Source organism: Actinopolyspora mzabensis (assembly GCF_900101095.1).
GTDB lineage: Bacteria > Actinomycetota > Actinomycetes > Mycobacteriales > Pseudonocardiaceae > Actinopolyspora > Actinopolyspora mzabensis.
Window position 1 is genome coordinate 208,138 of sequence record NZ_FNFM01000003.1, and the last position, 18,633, is coordinate 226,770.

Here is an 18,633-nt window from a genome sequence, read left to right on the forward strand (position 1 = left end):
GTATGCTGCAAGATCTTCGGGGCGGGAGGGGTTGTAGTGATGGCGCTCCGGTGGGTGGGCGCGAAATTCGACTGTGCTGGAGTGGGTTTCGTTGACGTGGTTGCAGGCCGTGGTGCTTGCGGTGGTTCAAGGGCTGACTGAATTTCTGCCCGTCTCGTCGTCGGGGCATTTGCGGATCGTGTCGCAGTTGCTGTTCGACACCGATGCCGGGGCTTCGTTCACGGCGGTTACCCAGATCGGCACGGAGCTGGCTGTGGTGATCTATTTCTTCGGCGATATCGTGCGATTGATCGGAACGTGGTTTCGTGGGATGGTCAACGCCGAGATCCGCCGGACGCAGGATTACCGGTTGGCGTGGTACGTCATCGTGGGCAGTATTCCTATCGGGATTTTGGGGTTCTTTTTTCAGGACCTCATTCGTGGTGCGTTGCGCAGTTTGTGGATCACCGCCACGACGTTGATCGTGTTCGGTCTGCTGTTGGGGTTGGCCGAGCGGTACGGCCCGCAGTTGCGTAAGCAGGCTGAGCTGCGGCTCAGCGACGGTGTGCTGATGGGGCTGGCGCAGTCGTTGGCGTTGGTGCCGGGTGTTTCCCGGTCCGGTGGCACGATCACGGCGGGGTTGACGTTGGGGTTGGACCGGCCCACGGCGGTGCGGTTCTCCTTCCTGCTGGCGATTCCGGCGGTGTTCGCCGCGGGGCTGTTGGAGCTGGGCCATGTGTTCAATCCGGAAGGGCCGGGTGTGCAGCCCAGCCCGCCGCAGATGCTGGTGGCCACGATCCTGGCCGGCGCGGTCGGCTACGCCTGCATCGCGTGGTTGTTGCGGTATGTGGAAAAGCACAGCGTCTACCTGTTCGTCTGGTGGCGTGTGATCGTCGGTGTGGCGGTGTACGCGCTGTTGACGTTCGGGGTGCTGCAGGCCTGACTCCGTGGGGGCCGAGCGGCACGTATGCTGGCGCCGTGGCGACGGTGATTTTGCTGCGACATGCCCGTTCGGCGGCCAACGGCGCCGGTACGCTCGCCGGTCGCACGCCTGGCGTGGGGTTGGACGAGCGGGGGAGGGCACAGGCTGCGGGGCTCGCCGAGCGGCTTGCGCCCGTCCCGTTGCGAGCTTTGGTGGCTTCGCCGCTGCGGCGTTGTGTCGACACGCTGTCCGGGCTTTCCGGGCAGCGTGGTCTGGCGGTGGAGACCGAGCAGGATCTGGCCGAGGTCGACTACGGTGACTGGACCGGGCGTTCGGTGCGGGAGTTGAGTGAGGAGCCGCAGTGGAAGGTGGTGCAGCAGCACCCTTCGGCCGCGGTGTTTCCCGGTGGTGAAGGATTGGCCGGGGTGCAGGCCAGGGCGGTGGCCGCGGTACGTGCGCACGACGCGCGGCTGGCGGCCGAGCACGGCGACGAAGCGGTGTGGCTGGCGTGCACGCACGGCGATGTGATCAAGGGCGTTCTGGCCGACGCGTTGGGGCTGCATCTGGACGGTTTCCAGCGGATCGTGGTCGAGCCGTGCTCGTTCAGCGTGGTGCGCTACACCGAGACGAGGCCGTTCGTGCTGCGGATCAACGACACCGGAACCGACCTGTCGGGGCTGCTGCCCGCCGAGCGGAAAGACACCTCGGGCGATGCCGTGGTTGGGGGGTCGACGGGCGGTTGACTGGTTCGCACCGTTATCCCGTGCTCGATTTGAGCGCGTTTCTGGTGGGCTCCTGGTCGTTGCACCGAACGATTCTCTCGCCGGAGGGGGAGCGGCGGGGTGAGTTCACCGGTTCGGCGTCGTTCACACCCGCGGGTGAAGTGTTGACCTATCGGGAGCAGGGCACGCTGCGGCTCGGTGGTTATCGGGGATCGGCTTTTCGGCAACTGCGGTATCAGCCGACCGGGCCGGGCCGAGCCGAGGTGTATTTCGACTACGGGGATTTCTTTCACGAGTTGGATCTGCGGGAAGGCTACTGGAACACGAGCCACCCGTGTCGGGACGATCTCTATCGCGGTGAGTTCGAGGTGCTCGACGCCGACACGTGGTGGCAGTGCTGGGAGGTCGTCGGGCCGACGAAGAACCACACGCTGCGCACCGAGTTCCGCCGCGGCGAGCCCGGAGGACGGGACACGTGAATGCGACACCGTGTGGAACTCCGCGGTGAGGACGAGCTCGAACTGCTGAGCTCGGCGGGCGGCGCCGTGGCCGCCACCTTGACGAGCGTGGGCGAGCGGATACGGCCCGGGGTGTTTCCCGCCGACCTCGAGCGGCACGCGGTGGCTTCGTTGGCCGAGTGCGGCGCGGCGCCGGCGGTACCGATCACCGCCGGTGGCGCACGCGCGTTGTCGCTCTCGCGTGACGACGTGGTATGTGGTGGCTCACCCGTGGGGGAGCGGCTGGAAACCGGTGAACTGGTGACTGTGGAGTGTGCCGCGAGCGTGGCCGGATGGTGTGCGTGGTCGGCGTTCGGGACGTCGGTGGGAGTTCCCACCGAGTCGGACCTGCGGTTGACCGACACGGCCGGCGAGGCACTGCGCAACGGCATCGCGGCCGCTTCGGCGGGCCACCGGCTGGGGGAGGTCGCGCACGCGATCGGGGTGGTCGCGCGGGGTGCCGGTTGCGGCATGCCGGTGGGGTGTGGATACGGGATCGGCCGCGGGGTGCGCGAGGGGCCTGTCCTTCCGGCGCCCGGGAAGCGGTCGACGGGCGTGACGTCGCGTCCGGGACTGGTGTTCACGGTCGTGGCCGGGGTTTGCGCCAGCGGCGGTGACGAGGTGGTGCGCGGGCAGGACGGTGTCGTGGTCACCGGCGACGGCAGTCGGGCGTGCGTGTTCGGCCACACCGTGGCGGTCACCCGCTGGGGGCCGCGGGTGCTGACCAGCTCGTGATCACCCGCTTTTCCCGCAACTGGTGGGCGGCAGGGAGGTTCTCACCGGTGCCGACGCGGTGGTGGTACTGGCCGGGGCTGCTGACTGCCCTGGACGGACTGGGTAGTTTCACGGATGTCCGATCACGGGTGCGCTCGTCACCGTGGGGGCATGAACGGACAGCGACCGACGAGACGGATCCACCGCGATCTGATCGGTGGCGTGGTGCTTGCGCTGTTGACCGCCTCGTGCTGGTGGGTCTGGATGGCGTGGGACAACGGCTATCACACCGACCCGGCGACGGGAGCGACCAGCGGCCCGTACCAGGCGTGGCAGGTGATCGGCTGCGTCGTGTGCCTGATCGGGTTGGGGGTGCTCGCCACTGCCAGAATGCCCTGGTGGCTGGTGCTTGCGATCATGCCGCTGTCGTTCACCGCGGCGTGGTCGTGGACGGCCGCCGGCACTGACGGCACCGGACTGTGGGCTGTCGGCGCGGTGCTGATCCTTGCCGGCATGCTGGCCGGAACGGGGCTGGTCACCGGCCTGACCACCGTCGTTCGTTCCAGCAGGACGCGAATTGGGTGACACTCAGCGCGTTCGGCCCGGTGCTGAACGTCGACGACGAGCTCTGCGCCGGTAGAGCTCATCGAGTTGGGTGAAGCAGCCGTGCGGGGGTGAACGATCGGCGTAGCAGCAGCACGGTCGTCACTGTCAGGCCGCCCGCCGCGGTGATGGCCAATGCCGGCCCGACGGCGGAGGCCAGGGCCCCGACGAGCGCGGTGCCGAGGCCCTGGGCCGTCATGAGTCCACTACTGAACAGACCGAAACCTCGTCCGCGCAGCTGTTCGGGAACGAGTTCGGCGAAAGCCGCCTGCAACGGCAGCGAATAGGCAACGCATGTTCCTTCGGCGACGAGCAGGACCATCGCGACAACGGGTCCGGGGCGTGCGGCGAAGGCAAGCAGGGGTGTACCGGCCAGCAGGGCGAGCGGCAGGGCCAGGCGTGCGCGTGTGGCGGGGCGGAACAGCCGGGCGATCCCCAGATCTCCGAGCACCATGCCCACCGGCAGCGCCGCGAGGAGATAGCCGGCAGTTCCCTCCGGGAGGCCGGCGCGTGCGGCATAGGCGACCAGCGTTGCCTCGGCCCCGGCCAGGGCCGCGATCGGCAGCCACAACCCCAGCAGCAGGCCCCGCGTGTTGCGGTTGCTGCGCAGTAGACGCACATTGGTGCGCCACGTCTCGAGGGCGGTCGTGCCCAGCGCGAGCTCGGGTGTTCGGGCTGCGCGGTGGTGCAGACCGATCCGCCAGAGTGCCGCGGCCAGCAGGTAACCGCCGGCGGCCAGCAGCAAGGCGACCTGCGGACTCAGCAGGGCCAGCAACACTCCTCCTACCGCGTAGCCGCCGATTTGCGTGGTCGAGGAGAGCGTCTGCACGAGCGAGCGCCCGAGCACGTAGCGCTCCCCGGCCAGGATTTCCGGCAGCAGGGCCCCGGTCGAGGCTGACCGAAGTGGGGCGAGGGTTCCGGCTACGGCCAACACCAGCAGCGCTGCCCAGACGGGAAGCCATGCCGCGGCGAGGAGCCCGGTGACCGCGGTTTGCAGCAGGTCGTAGGCCACGAGCAGCCGTCGTGGGCGTAGCCGATCGGCCAGGGCCGTCAGCGTGCTGCCGCCGATCGCCTGCGGGATGAATCCGGCGCCGAAAGTCACCGCGCTCAGCAGAGCCGAGTCGGTCGCGTCGAAGACCAGCACCGACAGTGCGAGGGTTCGCAGTGTCTCGGCCAGCAGCATGAGCAGGTTGCCCACCAGGACAATCCGGAACTCGGGTTCGGCCAGAATCTCGCCGTACGTCGTACGCCCGCGTTCCGTTCGGGGCTGCGCAGCCATTGCGCCAGCCTCGGCCGAAAAGAAACGGCGCGCAAAGCCTTTTTCGTGTTCGATCAGCTACCCGATCTCGTGATCGTGCTCGGTTACGACGGCTCGGGAACACTTTTGCGTGTTTCCTGAACGGAAACAGGACGGGGCAGGTGGGGTGGGTGGCGCAGGCGAGCGAGGTCGTCCTCATCGCACAGTCCTATCCGGTGCGGCAATCTCGCCTCGCACGCGGTGCCTCGCCACAGCCCTGGTCAGCGTTTCGCCTGAGCGAGGTCGGTCACCGGTCCATGATCAATCCGTGTGGATGGGGTTCCTGCGACGAGATGAGATTCGAAGGGGATTGTCGTGGGTATTTGCTAAGTCTGGATCATGAACTTTCCCTTGGCAGGACATGTTGCCCTCGTTGCCGGCGGCACCCGTGGCGGTGGCCGTGGTATCGCGATCGAACTCGGCGCGGCCGGTGCCACGGTCTACGTCACCGGCCGCAGCACCCGCGCCGTCAAATCCGATCTGGGCCGTCCCGAAACGATCGAGGACACCGCCGAGTACGTCACCGCCGCCGGCGGCGCGGGTATCGCTGTGCAGTGCGACCACACGGATGCCCACCAGGTGAAGAACCTGATCAACCGCATCACCGCCGAACAGGATGGTCGCCTGGATATCCTGGTCAACGATGTGTGGGGCGGCGACGCACTGGTGCATTGGGCACCACTGTGGCAACACCCGCTCGAAGACGGTCTAACCCTACTGCACCGCGCGGTCGACACACACCTGATCACCAGCCACTTCGCGCTGCCGCTGCTGACCGCCGGCCGCGCCGGCCTGGTCGTCGAGGTCACCGACGGCGACGAAGCCACCAACGCGCTGTTTCCCGACGGCTACCGCGGCAGCCCGTTCTTCGACCTCGCCAAAACAAGCGTGATCCGACTGGCCCGAATCCAGGCCGCGGAACTACGCAGGCATGATGTCGCCGCTGTCGCGCTGACCCCCGGTTTCCTGCGCTCGGAAGCCGTGCTCGAGCACCTCGGCGTTACCGAGGAGACCTGGCGTGACGGGATCGGCGAAGACCCGCATTTCGCCTATTCGGAAACACCGGCCTTCCTCGGACGCGCCGTGGTCGCCCTCGCCACGGATCCCGACGTGCTGTCCAAGACCGGGCAGTCATTGGCAACGTGGAATCTGGCGGAGGAATACGGCTTCACCGACACAGACGGCAGCCAACCACACTGGGGACGCTACTTCCGCCACACCCTCGCGCCCCAACTCGACACCATCGTCGACGAACTCACCCAAGACCCCGTCCGATAAGAAGTCCCCTCGGGGGATTCTCGGCCCTGTACTTTCGCGGCGGCGCGCCACTCCTTCGTCGACCAACACCGCCTGGTCGGTGTCCGGAGCGGTCGCAGAACCACGTCGAACCGCGCGTTGATCACGAGCGGTGGCACCCGCTCTCTACTGCGGCCTCCGGAGTTCCGTGATTCGACAAGCCTGGTCGGCGGTGGAGATGAGCACGTCGGTGGTGTGCTCGCTGTGCTCGATGTTGAACCCGGCTGCTCCGGTCTCGACCAGGCGTGTCACTAGTTCTACAGCCGCCCCACTCCAAGGGAGCGTCCTGCCTGCTCATCGGCCCAGCTATCTCAAACTCGCCCGATATTCGGCGAGTACCACGGCGCCCCCGCTCGACAGCCCCGGCTGGCGCCAGGCCGCTGCTGCGGCGGCACGGCCGCGACCACGCCGAAAGCGGGTCACCGCTTGTCGTCCTCGTGGCCACAGCAGCCGTCGCCTTCGGCAGGGTCGCCGACGAGGCCGGTGGTGGGAGCGCAGCAGCCGTCGCCACGCCAGGCTTCGCGGCCTTCCTTGACCGCGACGGCGGCGATGACCAGCGCCACGATCGGGTCCGCCCAGGACCATCCGAACACGGCGTTGAGAACCAGCCCCACCAGCAGCACCCCGGAGAGGTAGCTGCACAGCAGCGTCTGCTTGGAATCGGCCACCGCACTGGCCGACCCCAGTTGACGTCCGGTGCGCCGCTGGGCCAACGACAAACCGGGCATGATCACCACCGACAGGGCCGCCAGCACGATCCCCACCGTGGAGGACTCGGCCTCGGCACCACCGGCGAGGGAGCGAACCGCCTCGACGGAGACGTAGGCCGCCAACACGAAGAACGACACCGCGATGATCCGCAACGCGGTGCGCTCCCGGGCCTGCCGCACAGCGACCTCACGGGCCGAGAACTGCCAGGCCACCGCCGCGGCCGAGGCCACCTCGATCGTCGAATCCAGCCCGAACCCGAGCAACGCCGCCGACGAGGCCAACGCCCCCGCCGTGATCGCCACGATCGCCTCGATCACGTTGTAGCTGATCGTGGCCGCCACCAACAGTCGGATCCGACGGGACAGCACCGCCTGCCGCCGCGGATCCGGGGGATCCGCGGCGGCCCCTGCGGAGGCCGCAGCCGGCTGCGGAGCGCAGCAGCCATCGGCACACCCGACCTCACTCGTGCTTTCGACCTGCAGCTCGTGCCGCGAGGAATCCGCCGCCATCAGGCCGTCACCCCCCGGACTTCGCCGTCGGTGGGCGTGTCCTCGGCAGCGCACGCATCGCTCGGCTCCACCGCCAACACCACCTGCACCAGCTCGCGCAACGCCTGCGCCAAATGCTCATCGGCCAGCGCGTAGTGCACCTGCCGACCCTGATACGTGGCCACCACCAGCCCACAACCACGCAGACAGGCCAGGTGGTTGGACACATTCGACCGCGACAACTCCAGCTGCTCGGCCAACTGGCCCGGATAGTGCGCCCCGTCCAGCAGCCGCACCAAGATCCGGCACCGCGTCGGGTCGGCCAGCGCCCGCCCCAACCGTGCCAGCACCGCCTCCCGCGTCTCACACGTCAACATATGCGCAACAGTACATCGAATACTGAACTACAGTCCAGAATGAACTGTTCACGATATTCTGTACGAAGGTGCGGCACCAAACGCTCGTTGGCCAGGCAGCCACGTTCGTGGGAACGTTTTCGCAGGTCACCGAACTCTGATTTCGAACGGGCCGTCCGCCCCCTGCTGTGCTGGAATGATCGTGCGGGCGTGCGACGTGTGCCGGTAGGCTCGGTGGTATGGCCCAGATCGACTTCGTCTCTCGCGTCGGCGTGTGGTGGACCAGCGACCTGTGGTCGATCAACGATGTGATCACCCGTGCCCGCGAGATCGAGTGGCTCGGCTACGGTTCGCTGTTCTACGGCGAAGCCGGCGGTAAGGAGACCTTCACCCAGGCCGCCGCGCTGTTGGGCGGCACCGAACGGCTGGTGGTCGGCACCGGCATCGCCAACATCCACGCTCGCAGCGCGGCGGCCTCCGAGTCCGGTGCCCGCACCCTCGCCGCGCTGCACCCGGGCCGTTTCGTGCTCGGGCTGGGCGTCAGTCACGCCCCGCTGGTGGAACACAGCTACGCGGGTTCCTACTCCCAGCCACTGAGCACCATGCGCGACTACCTGCGAACCATGGACTCGGTCCCTGCCGAGATCGAACCGGGCGCGCAGCGCCCGGCCCGGCTGCTGGCCGCGCTCGGGCCGAAGATGATCGAGTTGTCCGGCACCGCCGCCGACGGGGCGCACCCGTACCTGGTGACCCCGGAGCACACCGCGCACACTCGCGAGCGGCTCGGTCCCGACAAGTGGGTGGTCAGCGAGCAGGCCGTCGCGCTCACCACCGATCGGGAAAACGCTCTGCGGCGTGCGCACCAGCACCTGCACATGTACTCGCAGCTGCCGAACTACCAGAATTCGTGGCTGCGGCAGCGATTCGACGAATCCGACCTGGTCGTCGGCGGTTCGGACAGGCTGGCCGAAGGCATGGTCGCCATGGGCGACGCCGGGACGGTCGCCGCGCACGTGCGGCGGCACCTGGACGCCGGCGCCGACCACGTGCTCGTGCAAGTCCTCGACGAGGACCCGCTGCCCGCACTGCGCGAACTCGCCCCCGCCCTCGGGCTCAGCTGAACACGCACGATCCAGCGGCTGGGCCTCGCACGGACCAGCACCGATACCTAACCGCGTCCCTTTTCCGGCGTCTCAGGTTTCCGACCCACGAATTGTGCCTCCTCGTAGCGGCGCCCCGTGGGCGGCGCTCGGGGTGGGAGCTATGGAACGAGAACCACGTCCAGCCGCGGATCCGACTGCCCGTTTTGGCGTATTCGCACCACACGGCGATGTTGATGATGTCACGTTTGGGTGGATGTACGGGCGTGGGCGGAGTCGGCGGGGAATAATCGAACGGCGGAAACCGGCAGTCGTGCCATTATTTCTCCCGAAACGCTGTGAGGAAGTATGTCCCGCCATTTCGCGTTCGTCGCCCCCCCACTCGACGGGCACGTGAATCCGACCCTGCCGCTGGTGGAGGAACTGTGCCGCCGGGGCCATCGGGTCAGCTACGCCACCGGGCAGCGCAGGCTGCAGACAGTGGAGGGCAGCGGCGCCCGGGGGGTCGACGTGGGGGTGGACCCGCCCATGCCGCCGACGCAGTCGTTCGACGAGATCACCGTGGAGATGCTCTCCTACATGATGCACATGATGCTCGATCACACCCGGGACAGCCTGCCGGTGTTGCGCGAGCACTTCGCGGCGGACCCGCCGGAAGCCGTGTGCTACGACATGATGAGCCTGGGCGGGCCCATGCTGGCCGAAGCACTGGGGGCGCCCGCCGTGGCGCTGCTTCCCAGCTTCGCCGCCAACGAGCGGTTCTCGCTGATGCGGTACTTCCTGCCCGAGGACTTCGACCCGGACCACCCGGCGCTGCGGGAAGTGGCTGCCCGTCACCACGAACTGGCCGAGCAGTTCGGCGTCTCGGCCCCGGAGTCGTTGCTCTCGCCCACCCCGGCCGGGTTGAACCTGGTTTTCGTGCCCCACCAGTTCCAGCCCGCCGCCGAGACCTTCGACGAACGCTTCCGGTTCCTGGGACCGTCGATGGGCAACAGGGCCCGGGGGGATTCCTTCACGCCCCGCGACGAACAGGCCCCGTTGCTGTTCATCTCGTTGGGGACCGCGTTCAACGAGCGTCCCGACTTCTACCGCGACTGCCTGCGGGCCTTCGGTGACAGCGGTTGGCAGGTGGCGATGTCCATCGGCGACCGAATCGATCCCGACGAGCTGGGCGCGTTGCCCGACAACTTCGACGTTCGCCCCCGGTTCCCGCAGGTCGAAGTGCTGCGGCACGCCGACGTGTTCGTCTCCCACGCGGGGATGAACTCCACGATGGAGTCGCTGTATCACGGGGTGCCGCTGGTGACCTATCCGCAGATGGTCGAACAGCGCGCCAACGCCGAGCAGGCCGAGAAGCTGGGGCTGGCCCGACGGTTGCCCGACGATGCCGACGCCGCCACATTGCGCAAGACCGTCGACGAGGCAGCCGGTGACGAGTACCTGCGCGCCACGGTCACCGCCACCGCGGCGGGCATGCGCGGCTGCGGCGGCGCCGTGGCCGGTGTCGACGCGCTGGAGGCCCACCTGGCGCGGTCCTGATTTCCTGCCCCGCTCGGGGAGGAGCTCGGCGCCGCTCGTCGGCTTGCCTGTTCGTCCGCACCGGGGAAGACGGGGGGCGACCCGCGGCGATGGTGGCTATGCCCAGCCCGCCAGGCGCGCCACGGTCGCGGTCAACGCGGTGACGGCGAAGCCCAGCGCGATCGGCAGCAGTGTGGCCACCGTGGTCCATTTCGGGCTTTTGGTTTCGTTCCAGATGGTGAGCACGGTGGTGCTGCAGGGGTTGTGCAGCAGACTGAACAGCATCAGGTTCACCGCGGTCAGCAGGGTCCATCCTCCGGCCTGGGTCAGCACCGTGTGGGTCTGGGCGGTGCCGAGCTCGAGCATCACGCCCTGCTGCGCGTCGAACAGGTTGGGCCCCAGCGTCGTCGTCAGCATCAGGATGGTGGGGATGATGATCTCGTTGGCCGGGATCGCCACGAGGTAGGCCAGCAGGATGATGCCGTTGAGGCCGAGCACCCACCCCAACGGGTCGAGCACACCCACCAGGTGCGCGGCGATGCTCGCCTCGGCGACGGTGACGTTGCTGATCAGCCAGACCACCGCTCCGGCGGGGGCGGCCATGACCACCGCGCGGCGCAGCACTTTCAGCGTGCGGTCGATGAGGCTGGTGTAGAGGGTGCGCCACACCTTCGGCGGGCGGTAGGGGGGTAGTTCCAGGGAGTAGGTCGAACTGTGACCACGCAGTACCGTCTTCGACAGCGCCCAGGACACCAGAAGGGTGACCAGCACACCGAGAAACGCCACGGTGACCACGCTGGCCGCGGCGATCACTCCCGCCAGGGCGGGTGGGGCGAGCGCCCCGATGAAGATCGTGCCCATCAGGATGAGGGTGGGCCAGCGCCCGTTGCAGACGCTGAAGTTGTTGGTGATGATGGCGATCAGCCGTTCCCGACGGCTGTCGATGATTCTGGTGGCGGTCACCCCGGCCGCGTTGCAGCCGTAGCCCATCATCATCGACAGGGACTGTTTGCCGTGCGCGCCCGCCTTGGCGAACAGCCGGTCGAGGTTGAACGCCACCCTCGGCAGATAACCGAAGTCCTCCAGCAGGGTGAACAGCGGGAAGAAGATGGCCATGGGGGGCAGCATCACCGCCACCACCCAGGCGGTGGACAGATACACTCCGTCCAGCAGCAGCCCGCTCACCCAGTCCGGCAGCGGCAGCGGGGCGGCCACCGCGTGCAGCCTGCTGTGGCCGTGGTCGACCAGCACACTCGACAACAGTCCCGAGGGGCCCGCGGCGCCGGAGATGGTGAACCAGAACACGGCGAAGAACAACAGGCCCATCGTCGCGAAGCCCCACACCCGGTGGGTCAGTGCCCGGTCGAGCAAGCGGTCGAGGGGCGGTCTCGTTCCGTGGTCGCGTTCGGTGACGCTGGTTTCGGTGATGCGCGCGGCGTCGCTGTAGAGGGATTCGACGACTTCGTCGCGGAATCCCTCGGGTAGGCCGTCGCGCAGCCGTGCCGCGCGGTCGAGGATCGAGAAGCCGGTCATGTCCCTGGCGTTTCGGAAGAGACGGCGTGTGGTGTCGGGCTGCTCAGCCGGTCCAGGGTGCCGTCGGTGACGGCGCGTTCAATGCCCGGATCACCCTCTAGCAGGCGTAACGCGATCCATCTGGTGTTGGCCAGGCCGGGGTACTCCCGGAGCAGTTGTGCTGCCAGTTCGCGGACGGCACGTTCGGTGCGGGCGTCGCCGTGGTGGACGCGCCGTGCCCGGGTGGCCACCGTACCCAGCGCGACCTGTTCGATCGCCTCCAGCAGCGCGTCCAGTCCCCGGCGACTGCGTGCCGCCATGGGCACCACCGGCACCCCGAGCTCGCGTGCGAGGTGGCGTTGGTCGAGCGAGAGGCCGTGCCGGTGCGCCTCGTCGATCAGGTTGAGGGCGACCACCACCCGCCCGGTGATCTGCAGGATCTGCAGCACGAGGTTGAGGTTGCGTTGCAGGCGGGTGGCGTCGACGACGACCACCGTCACGTCCGGTTGGCCGAACAGCAGGAAGTCCCGTGCGACGTCCTCGTCCTGACTGTCGGACAGCAGCGAGTACGTGCCGGGAAGATCGACGAGCTTGTAGCGTCGTCGGCGATACCCGAATCCCCCTTCGGCGCCGGTGACGGTCTTGCCGGGCCAGTTGCCGACGTGTTGGCGCAACCCGGTCAGCGCGTTGAACACCGTGCTTTTGCCGGTGTTCGGATTACCCGCCAGCGCCACCACGTGGTCGTGGCCGGAGACGTCCACGCCGAGCGCGCGCAGCTGGGCGGCGTGGTTGAACACGCAGGTTCCGCATGCCGCGCTCGCGGCGGGAGGTGGGCTCGCGTTCGCGTTCGGGGTCGGTAGGTCTGCTGCCACGGTGCTCACTCCTGTTCGACGGTGATGTGAATACCGCGGGCCTGTTCGCGGCGCAGCGCGATCACGCTGCCCCGCACCAGATAGGCGGTGGGGTCGCCGAGCGGGCTGACGCGATCGATGTGGATGCGGCTGCCGGGCAGCACTCCCAGATCCATCAGGCGCCGTCGCTGGGGCCCGTGGATGTCCACCGCTGTCACCGTGGCGATCTGGCCCCGTCTGAGCCGGTCCAGCGTCGTGGCCGTGCTCGCCCCCGCAGGGGACCCCTTGTGTACGTTGCGCACAATCGAAATTTTAGGCGAGCCGAAAACTCTTGTTAAGTCGAGGCGTAAAATTCGGCTAGGCGTGCTGAAAACGGTTCGTGGCAGCGGATGTGCCCACGGCGGGCACGGACGGCGGCAACATCGGCACGTCTTCGGGGCGGCTACGCGCGGCCGACGAGACCCGGGTGCTGCTACGGCCGGGGCGGGTAGGTCTCGACGCTCACGAGCGGCTCAGCCCCCGGCGAAGAGGGAGGGTGCACCGCCTCGTGCAAGACCGCGACCACGCGAGGTGACCGCCGCTGCGGATGGTGTGCCCTGCTGGTTCGGCACCGCAAGCGGCAGCTGCCTCCACGGTGAGCTCGAGGAGCACCACGTGTGGCCACGAAGCGAGGGCGAGTTCGGCCGGCGGCTGCGCGGAACGAGCTGGCGGTCACTGAGGTGCCGACCCGGGCGGCCGCGCGTCACCTCCGCAGGTACGAGTCCCGCGAAGACCGGAACGGGTGATCGGCAGTGCGGCACCCGCGAACCACGGTGTTCACCACAGACTCATGTGATGCAGCCGGGGCCAGATTTGCGACCAGGGCAGTTTCGGGTCCCGCAGCACCCAGATACGCATGTTGTCGTAGTAGGTCCGAAAAGCCGGATCCGTCTCGATCGCCCCCGCCTTGCGGACCGTGCCGAACAGTCGGCGCAGCCGCTGTGGATCACCACCCAGATACACCACGCGGCGCACCGCCTCGTCGGGTCTGCCGAAGTACCAGAAGCCGCGGCTGGGACTGTAGACCTCGGAAACACCGCGCTCCGGTCCGTAATGATGCAGCGCCCCCGCCGACCAGTAGTCATGGGTGACCACAGCGGAGGGAACACTGTCGTCGGGCAGTTCGCGGTAGACCCGGGCCACCTGCTCGGTGATGCCGGGCCAGCCGAGACTGGCCGTGACGACCACATTGCGAGGACTGACCCGGGAAACCGGGGTCAACGGCAGCGTGTTCACGGCCGTGCTCAGGCTCAACGCACAGCACCCCAGCGCCACCAACGGCAGTGACCACCGACTCCACCGGTGCCGTGAAGCGTCGAGACGCCACCACCACTGTTGCACCACCACGGCACCCGCCCCGAACAGCACGGCGTAGAGCCCGGCGGTGTAGTAGGAACGACCGCTGATCAGTATGAACACCAGTGTGACCACCAGCGCGGTCACGCCGAGGAACCGGTACGGTCGCAACTTCGGGCTGACCAGTAGCCCGCACAACCCCAGCAACGCCAATACCGTGCCCGCCGGGCCGAGCTGATTGACCGAGGCGTTGAGAAACGTCCACGCGTTGCCGGTCTCGCTGTCGATGACGCGGCCCATGGCCAACTGGGGCCAGCCGTGCCGTGCCTGCCACCACACTCCCGGCAGGACGGAGAGGACCGCGATCGCACCGCCTGCCCACAGCCCGGGACGAAGCGGTAATCGACGAGGGCCGAACAGTATCGCCACCGGAAGTACGACCAGCCACAGCACGGGAATGAGGAGTTTGAACTGGACCGCGACGGCGGTGACCACGCCCGCGGCCACCAACGTCGAATTCGCGGGCTCTCCGGCGTGGTGGCGGCGTGCCCAGCGGAGCAACAGCCATACGACCCAGGCCCACATCGTCTGGTCGAACGAGTAGGTCACCAGCAGGTGCGCCGACGCCACCAGATGTGGGGTCAACGCGGCCACCCCGGCCACGCACGCCTGGGTCAGGCGGGTGGCACCCAGTTCGCGGGCACTCAACGCGCTCAGCACGATGTAACCGACCGCGGCCAGCAGTGACGGTGCCCGCAGCGCGTTCAGTGATTCGGGGAACAAGGCCTGCATGGCGGCTGCCAGCAGTGGCACGCCGGGGGGCTGGTCGACGTAGCCGAACGCCGGGTGATGGCCCGCGGCCAAAAAGTAGAGCTCGTCCCCGAAGTAACCGTAGCGGCCCGTGGTCAGCGCGCACGCCACGGCGAAGACGACGGCGATCACTCCGACGGAGACCGCGGCGAACGGCACCCCTGCGGTGGCTCGGGGCCCGGGAGCGGGCAGGGTATCGACTCTGCCGGCCGTGGCCGGTGGTGCTGTGGACAATGCGCTCCCTGGCGACAGAAAAATCGGTCGATTGTGGACCGTTCCGATTATGCCCGATCCCAACCGAAGACGATTCAGCGTTTCTTCGGAGCCGGATCCTTACGAAGCAGGTCCGGGCCGAGGATCCGCCGCACGACGCGGCGAGCGAGGCTGCGTCGTTTCTGCGGTTGTGCGGCCGCGGATCCGCTCGACGAGCCCGAGGACTGGGTGGGCTCGCCGGGCGCGGACGACTGGGGTTCTCCTGCGGGCGCGGTGCCGAGGGTGGGCGAGTCGTCCGGCGGGTGGGGAGCGGCGGCCACCGGTTCGGCGGTCAGCCGTTTGGCGAACTCCGGAGTTTGGTCACGGATGGCGGGTATGAACGGCTGGGTGACTTCGAGCCGTTCCGCCCAGGGCGCCGGGGTCGGTGGTTGCTCCGGGAAGACGAGTTCTCCCTCGATCCGGGTGGTCAGCGGCCCCGCGTCGCCTACGGCATCCCTGTGCGGTTGTTCGGTTGGCACCATGGGCTGGAACCAGGTCCGAGCACGGTCGTCTTGAAGTGTCATCCGTCTTGACTCGTGATAGGAGCAACGGTCAGTAACACCGGTGGGTGATCCCGTCCGGTGTGCCAGAGCCTACCGGTAACACTGCGATAAAGCACCACCCGTCTGTGCTGGACAACGACATTACAAGATCACAGCGGTGCCGCGACCCCCTTCGGCGCCCCGCTGAGCTGGTGTTGCGCGGTTCGAAGCGGGGAAGTGTGGCACTTGTTACCTCTTGGTGCCCACGTGGCGGCCGGGCATGTTCCGTGGCCGTCTCGCGACTTTCGGTGTTCGCTCGACAGCGCCGCCACATTCGGCGGGGCCTGCGGTGCCGAGGTGCGTAACAGTGGCGCTCACGACCCGCGGCGCCCCCGTTTCCACCGGGGCGAAGCTATCCCGTGGCCGAGCGAGTGAGCAACGGCTTCCCTCCTTCGGGTCAACGATCCCGCCGAGTGATCACCCGCGCCAGTTCCGCCAGTTCCGAACCGGCTTTCCGGTCCGTGCCCGCCGTGGTCAGCGCTGCCAACGCCAGCGACAACAACCGATCGGCCTCGTCGAGACTGTACTGCTTACCGCCGGCCGCCTCGACGAGTTCGGCCACTCGGGCCAGTTCCGGAGCCGACAGGGGACGGCCGCGGTAGTACAACGTGCGCAACTGCTCGGCGGCGGAGGTGGCGGTGCTCAGTGCGGCCAACACCGGCAGGGTCTTCTTCCTGGCCCGCAGATCGGAGTGGACGGGTTTTCCGGTGTGTTGCGGATCGCCCCAGATACCGAGCAGGTCGTCGACGTGCTGGAAGGCCAGCCCGAGGTACTCGCCGAAAGCCCGCAGGTCGTCCACATGCGATCCTGTGGCACCTCCGAACGAGGCACCGAGCGCACACGCGCATCCCAACAGCGAACCGGTTTTGGCGGTGGCCATGCTTTCGCACTCGGCCAGGGTGACGTCGCGGCGACGTTCGAAGTCCATGTCGGCGCTCTGCCCCTGTATCAGCGTGTGTACCGCGTTGCTGAGGGTGTGTACGGCTTCGGTGGCCGCGGGGTGTTCGCTGGCCACGAGCACGTCGGTGGCCGTGGCCAGCAAGGCGTCTCCGGCGAGGATCGCCTCTCCGGACCCGAACACGCTCCAGGCGGTACGGCGGTGTCGGCGGGTTTCGTCGCCGTCGATGACGTCGTCGTGCAGCAACGAGAAATTGTGCACCAGCTCCACGGCCACCGCCGCGGGCACCGCCGCCTCGGCAGAGCCGCCCACCGCTTCGGCGGTGAGCAGCACCAGCGCCGAACGCAGCGTCTTGCCGCTCTGGCCGTTGGCGGGAGCGCCGTGTTCGTCCCGCCACCCCAGGTGATAAGTGGCCACGGCACGGGCTGCCGGAGACAGTTGGTCGACGGTGGCGCGCAGGGTGGGAAGCACCAGTTCACGGGTGGAATCGAGTATCTCGGCGCCGGATCGGACGTTGCCGGTGTCTTCGACGGTGGCCAAGGTGATCATCCCTTGTGAGGAGGGCTCGCGTGCCGGTGGTGAAACGAGTGGTCGTGGCGACGGCCGAGTTCGCAGCGAGGCTCGGGCGGTCGCGCTCGGTGACGCGAGAGGGCGGGAGGTGGAACTGCTCGTCGGGCGGTCGGGAAAATCGAGGTTCGGTCTCGGCGACTTTCCGGGAGTTTCCGGGAAGTCGTGCCGAAGGGATCAGCGTCCGATCTCGACGTGTTCGAGGACGCCGAGGGCGTCGGGCACCAGCACGGCCGCGGAGTAGTAGGCACTGACGAGGTAGGAGATGATGGCCTTGTCGTCGATCCCCATGAACCGTGCGTTGAGGCTGGGGGCGCACTCGTGGGGTATGCCGGTCTGGTGCAGCCCGACGACACCCTGACTGTCCTCACCGGTGCGCATCACCAGCACCGAGCTGGTCCCCGTGTCACTGATCGGGATCTTGTCGCAGGGCAGCAGCGGCACGTCGCGCCAGGAAAGCAGGGTGACACCGTCACGTTGTGTCGTCGCGGGACAGACGCCCCGTCGGTTGCATTCCCTGCCGAACGCGGCGATAGCGCGGGGATGCGCCAGGAAGAATTCGGATTTGCGGCGGCGGGAGAGTAGTTCGTCGAGGTCGTCGGGGGTGGGCGGGCCGGTCCGAGTGTGAATCCGCTGCGACAGATCCGCATTGTGCAACAACCCGAACTCACGATTATTGACCAGCTCCTCCTCCTGCCGCTCCCGCAACGCCTCAATCGTCAACCGCAACTGCTGCTCAGTCTGATTCATCGGCTGGTTGTACAAATCAGCCACCCGACTGTGCACCCGCAACACCGTCTGCGCCACACTCAACTCATACTCCCGCGGCGCCACCTCATAATCCACATACGTCCCCGCCAACAACGGCTCACCCCAATGACCCGACACCACATCAATCGCCGCCTCACCGTGTTTGTTGTGTGGTGGGATCGGCTGGGACTCGGTTCGTCGTAGGTGTCGGGACAGGTTCTCGAAGCGTTCGGTGATCTCCCGCGCCTCCTGCCGGGACAGGGTGAGCACAGTGCAGGGGGTGATGGCCTTGACGGTGTGTGGCCAGCGGACCTCGTCGTCGGCGAGGATTCGTTGCCCGAGGTGTTCCCCGTCTGCGAGTACGTCGAGGACGCTGTCGTCACCGTACTCACCGGGGCCGATCTTGTTGGCCTTACCGTGCGCCAACAGCACCACCCGATCAGCGGTCTCCCCCTGTTCGGTGATCAGTTGACCGGGGGCGTAGTGGTGTTGCGTGAACCGGTCGGCCAACACGGCCAGGGTCGACTCGTCGTCGAACCCGCGCAGCAACGGCAACTCCCGCAACTCCTGCGGAATCACCCGCACCTGCGCACCCGTGTTGGTAAACGTCAACCGCCCATCACCCAGCTGATACGTCAACCGCCGGTTGACGCGGTAGGTGCCTGCTTCCACTTGCACCCAGGGCAGCATCCGCAGCAACCACCGCGAGGTGATGCCCTGCATCTGCGGCGTCGACTTCGTGGTGGTCGACAGCTTGCGGGCGGCTTCGACAGAAAGGCTGGAGTGTTCGGGGGAAACGCCGGTGTCCGGGTCGGAAACAGTCACGATGTGCGGTTACCAATCTGGTCGAGTGCGGCGAAATGCGCGTGGTGGTTCCGGCCGCGCCACACGATGAGCTCGCGGCCGGGGTGGC

At 67.7% G+C, this 18,633-nt stretch carries 19 protein-coding genes; 8 read left to right on the forward strand and 11 right to left on the reverse strand.

The window, feature by feature from the left end; all coding sequences use genetic code 11:
• Positions 1–73: 73 nt before the first annotated feature.
• The 5 genes from BLR41_RS06120 (at position 74) to BLR41_RS06140 (ending at position 3,419) form a co-directional block, all read left to right on the forward strand.
• Positions 74–922 (forward strand): undecaprenyl-diphosphate phosphatase, encoded by an 849-nt coding sequence (locus BLR41_RS06120; RefSeq protein ID WP_218119946.1) that lies wholly within the window; start codon positions 74–76, stop codon positions 920–922.
• Positions 923–957: 35 nt separating this feature from the next.
• Complete coding sequence (locus BLR41_RS06125) at positions 958–1,644, forward strand: histidine phosphatase family protein (RefSeq protein ID WP_176797844.1); 687 nt, start codon at positions 958–960, stop codon at positions 1,642–1,644.
• Entirely contained in the window at positions 1,641–2,102 is a 462-nt protein-coding gene (locus BLR41_RS06130) for a DUF6314 family protein (protein ID WP_245693929.1), read from the forward strand. Before BLR41_RS06125 ends, BLR41_RS06130 begins: the two co-directional genes overlap by 4 nt.
• Positions 2,103–2,855, forward strand: coding sequence for a M24 family metallopeptidase (locus BLR41_RS06135; RefSeq protein WP_092627007.1), 753 nt, complete (start codon positions 2,103–2,105; stop codon positions 2,853–2,855).
• Positions 2,856–3,005: 150 nt separating this feature from the next.
• Positions 3,006–3,419 (forward strand): hypothetical protein, encoded by a 414-nt coding sequence (locus tag BLR41_RS06140; RefSeq protein WP_092627008.1) that lies wholly within the window; start codon positions 3,006–3,008, stop codon positions 3,417–3,419.
• Between the two features lie 58 nt (positions 3,420–3,477).
• Here BLR41_RS06140 and BLR41_RS06145 read toward each other — a convergent pair whose 3' ends face one another.
• Complete coding sequence (locus BLR41_RS06145; protein ID WP_092627009.1) at positions 3,478–4,716, reverse strand: MFS transporter; 1,239 nt, start codon at positions 4,714–4,716, stop codon at positions 3,478–3,480.
• Between the two features lie 357 nt (positions 4,717–5,073).
• On the opposite strand from BLR41_RS06145, the gene BLR41_RS06150 reads away from it, so the two are divergent.
• Positions 5,074–6,012: an SDR family oxidoreductase gene (locus BLR41_RS06150; RefSeq protein ID WP_092627010.1), complete on the forward strand. Its 939-nt coding sequence runs from the start codon at positions 5,074–5,076 to the stop codon at positions 6,010–6,012.
• 144 nt (positions 6,013–6,156) lie between these two features.
• On the opposite strand, the gene BLR41_RS23635 is transcribed toward BLR41_RS06150, so the two are convergent.
• The 3 genes from BLR41_RS23635 to cmtR all read right to left on the reverse strand — a co-directional run bounded on the left by BLR41_RS23635 (position 6,157) and on the right by cmtR (position 7,606).
• A complete protein-coding gene (locus BLR41_RS23635; RefSeq protein WP_281240937.1) occupies positions 6,157–6,282 on the reverse strand; it encodes a hypothetical protein in 126 nt (41 codons plus the stop codon).
• Positions 6,283–6,449: 167 nt separating this feature from the next.
• Positions 6,450–7,250: a cation efflux transmembrane domain-containing protein gene (locus BLR41_RS06155; protein WP_092627011.1), complete on the reverse strand. Its 801-nt coding sequence runs from the start codon at positions 7,248–7,250 to the stop codon at positions 6,450–6,452.
• Positions 7,250–7,606, reverse strand: a complete 357-nt coding sequence (gene cmtR, locus BLR41_RS06160; RefSeq protein ID WP_092627012.1) for a Cd(II)/Pb(II)-sensing metalloregulatory transcriptional regulator CmtR — start codon at positions 7,604–7,606, stop codon at positions 7,250–7,252. The genes BLR41_RS06155 and cmtR overlap by 1 nt, the downstream gene beginning before the upstream one ends.
• A 218-nt stretch (positions 7,607–7,824) precedes the next feature.
• On the opposite strand from cmtR, the gene BLR41_RS06165 reads away from it, so the two are divergent.
• Both BLR41_RS06165 and BLR41_RS06170 read left to right on the forward strand, forming a co-directional pair.
• Positions 7,825–8,706, forward strand: coding sequence for an LLM class F420-dependent oxidoreductase (locus BLR41_RS06165; RefSeq protein WP_092627013.1), 882 nt, complete (start codon positions 7,825–7,827; stop codon positions 8,704–8,706).
• A 327-nt stretch (positions 8,707–9,033) separates the two neighbouring features.
• Positions 9,034–10,224 (forward strand): macrolide family glycosyltransferase, encoded by a 1,191-nt coding sequence (locus BLR41_RS06170; RefSeq protein WP_092627014.1) that lies wholly within the window; start codon positions 9,034–9,036, stop codon positions 10,222–10,224.
• A 96-nt stretch (positions 10,225–10,320) separates the two neighbouring features.
• On the opposite strand, the gene BLR41_RS22775 is transcribed toward BLR41_RS06170, so the two are convergent.
• From BLR41_RS22775 to BLR41_RS06200, 7 genes are all read right to left on the reverse strand, one after another.
• The gene (locus tag BLR41_RS22775) at positions 10,321–11,736 is read right to left on the reverse strand and encodes a nucleoside recognition domain-containing protein (RefSeq protein ID WP_176797845.1); all 1,416 of its coding nucleotides are present in this window, start codon (positions 11,734–11,736) and stop codon (positions 10,321–10,323) included.
• Positions 11,733–12,587: a FeoB small GTPase domain-containing protein gene (locus tag BLR41_RS22780; protein WP_176797846.1), complete on the reverse strand. Its 855-nt coding sequence runs from the start codon at positions 12,585–12,587 to the stop codon at positions 11,733–11,735. Before BLR41_RS22780 ends, BLR41_RS22775 begins: the two co-directional genes overlap by 4 nt.
• Before the next feature lie 5 nt (positions 12,588–12,592).
• The gene (locus tag BLR41_RS06180; protein WP_218119948.1) at positions 12,593–12,868 is read right to left on the reverse strand and encodes a FeoA family protein; all 276 of its coding nucleotides are present in this window, start codon (positions 12,866–12,868) and stop codon (positions 12,593–12,595) included.
• A 514-nt stretch (positions 12,869–13,382) separates the two neighbouring features.
• On the reverse strand, positions 13,383–14,945 hold the full coding sequence (locus BLR41_RS06185; RefSeq protein ID WP_245693930.1) for an ArnT family glycosyltransferase: 1,563 nt from the start codon (positions 14,943–14,945) through the stop codon (positions 13,383–13,385).
• A gap of 74 nt (positions 14,946–15,019) precedes the next feature.
• Positions 15,020–15,487 carry a hypothetical protein gene (locus tag BLR41_RS06190; RefSeq protein WP_092627016.1) on the reverse strand — a complete coding sequence of 156 codons (468 nt, stop codon included), beginning with the start codon at positions 15,485–15,487 and terminating at the stop codon, positions 15,020–15,022.
• A 415-nt stretch (positions 15,488–15,902) separates the two neighbouring features.
• Positions 15,903–16,943, reverse strand: coding sequence for a family 2 encapsulin nanocompartment cargo protein polyprenyl transferase (locus tag BLR41_RS06195; protein WP_245693931.1), 1,041 nt, complete (start codon positions 16,941–16,943; stop codon positions 15,903–15,905).
• A 204-nt stretch (positions 16,944–17,147) separates the two neighbouring features.
• On the reverse strand, positions 17,148–18,545 hold the full coding sequence (locus BLR41_RS06200; protein ID WP_245693932.1) for a family 2B encapsulin nanocompartment shell protein: 1,398 nt from the start codon (positions 18,543–18,545) through the stop codon (positions 17,148–17,150).
• Positions 18,546–18,633: the final 88 nt, after the last annotated feature.

Bases quoted from the DNA above. Each gene is read 5' to 3' on its own strand.
- BLR41_RS06135 (WP_092627007.1), top strand. From the start codon at position 2,103: ATGCGACACCGTGTGGAACTCCGCGGTGAGGACGAGCTCGAACTGCTG.
- BLR41_RS06190 (WP_092627016.1), bottom strand. From the start codon at position 15,487: ATGACACTTCAAGACGACCGTGCTCGGACCTGGTTCCAGCCCATGGTG.
- BLR41_RS06150 (WP_092627010.1), top strand. From the start codon at position 5,074: ATGAACTTTCCCTTGGCAGGACATGTTGCCCTCGTTGCCGGCGGCACC.
- BLR41_RS06165 (WP_092627013.1), top strand. From the start codon at position 7,825: ATGGCCCAGATCGACTTCGTCTCTCGCGTCGGCGTGTGGTGGACCAGC.
- BLR41_RS06170 (WP_092627014.1), top strand. From the start codon at position 9,034: ATGTCCCGCCATTTCGCGTTCGTCGCCCCCCCACTCGACGGGCACGTG.
- BLR41_RS06145 (WP_092627009.1), bottom strand. From the start codon at position 4,716: ATGGCTGCGCAGCCCCGAACGGAACGCGGGCGTACGACGTACGGCGAG.
- BLR41_RS22775 (WP_176797845.1), bottom strand. From the start codon at position 11,736: ATGACCGGCTTCTCGATCCTCGACCGCGCGGCACGGCTGCGCGACGGC.
- BLR41_RS06140 (WP_092627008.1), top strand. From the start codon at position 3,006: ATGAACGGACAGCGACCGACGAGACGGATCCACCGCGATCTGATCGGT.
- cmtR (WP_092627012.1), bottom strand. From the start codon at position 7,606: ATGTTGACGTGTGAGACGCGGGAGGCGGTGCTGGCACGGTTGGGGCGG.
- BLR41_RS06155 (WP_092627011.1), bottom strand. From the start codon at position 7,250: ATGGCGGCGGATTCCTCGCGGCACGAGCTGCAGGTCGAAAGCACGAGT.